Below are 479 nucleotides of genomic sequence, written 5' to 3'. Positions count from 1 at the left end.
GCGGTAATGTTAAACAACGATGATCGACGAAAATATATATTTAGAAATATCTGGTAACGGAAATTTTATTCGAATTGAACTTATCGGTTTGAGTCATGAATCTGCTGAATTAAATTGGGACAAAAATTGGATTACAGGATTTGTAAAATTAAAAGCCGGAGGTTTTTCTGGGGAATTCAACGCAGAATTTATGACAATTGATTTTATCCAATTTCAAGAAGAGTTAGAATTCCTCTATAATAATTTAAGCGGAAATGCTAATTTTAAAACTTTGGAAGATCAGGTCGAAATTAAAATAAGTGGAGATGGACTTGGACATTTAGACGCAGAATGTGTGGTAATGGATTCAGCAGGATTTGGAAATAAATTAGAATTTGAGATCCAATTTGACCAAACATTCTTGCCAAAAATAATTAATCAACTTAAACAAATAACTTCTAAATTTCCAAAAATTGGAGAATTAGAATAAAACACTACCG

Annotated in this window: 1 protein-coding gene; it reads left to right on the top strand. The window is 30.7% G+C overall.

Features of this window, described 5'->3' with window-relative positions; translation table 11 throughout:
• Positions 1-19: 19 nt before the first annotated feature.
• Positions 20-469, top strand: coding sequence for a hypothetical protein (locus PUH65_RS14895; protein ID WP_305520898.1), 450 nt, complete (start codon positions 20-22; stop codon positions 467-469).
• Positions 470-479 lie beyond the last annotated feature (10 nt).

The organism is Kaistella sp. SH40-3 (assembly GCF_030686865.1).
Classification (GTDB): domain Bacteria; phylum Bacteroidota; class Bacteroidia; order Flavobacteriales; family Weeksellaceae; genus Kaistella.
This window is presented reverse-complemented; position numbering and strand designations above follow the sequence as displayed.

Excerpts from the sequence above, each read along its gene's own strand:
- PUH65_RS14895 (WP_305520898.1), top strand. The coding sequence starts at position 20 with ATGATCGACGAAAATATATATTTAGAAATATCTGGTAACGGAAATTTT.